Here is a 581-nt window from a genome sequence, read left to right on the forward strand (position 1 = left end):
GCACGAAACCGGCGGCCAGAATTGCTGCACGCATCTTTGTACGCTCCCTCGATCTTCTTGAATTAATTCGATCTTCACTTAGACCAAAGATCCGGGAATGCAAGCTGCCGTGCACCGGCTCCCCTAAATCGCGGTCAACGGCCCATAGGTCTCAGGCCGGCGGTCACGGAAGAACTGCCAGAGATTGCGGACCTCGCGCACCTTGTCCATGTCCATGTCGGCGGTCACCAACTCGTCCTTGTCCGCGCTGGCCTCGACCAGGAACTCGCCGCGCGGACTCACCACATAGCTGGAGCCGTAGAACTTGCCGATGTTCCACGGCGCCTCCGTGCCGACCCGGTTCACCGCCCCGATGTAACAGCCGTTCGCCACCGCCGAGGCCGGCTGCTCCAGCTTCCAGAGATACTGGCTGAGGCCCGCCACCGTGGCCGAGGGATTGACGATATACTCGGCGCCGTTCAAGGCCAGCGCGCGCCAGCCCTCGGGAAAGTGTCGGTCGTAGCAGATGTAGACGCCGAGGCGGCAATAGGCCGTCTCGAACACCGGCCAGCCGGAGTTGCCGGGCTGGAAGAAAAACTTCT

The 581-nt window shown here is 62.3% G+C and carries 1 protein-coding gene; it reads right to left on the minus strand.

The window, feature by feature from the left end:
• Positions 1 to 123 precede the first annotated feature (123 nt).
• The coding region (locus tag ACKGJN_RS16595; protein WP_409540679.1) for a nitrilase-related carbon-nitrogen hydrolase at positions 124 to 581 on the minus strand (458 nt) is incomplete at its 5' end.

This window comes from Gillisia xinjiangensis (assembly GCF_046298265.1).
Lineage (GTDB): Bacteria > Bacteroidota > Bacteroidia > Flavobacteriales > Flavobacteriaceae > Gillisia > Gillisia xinjiangensis.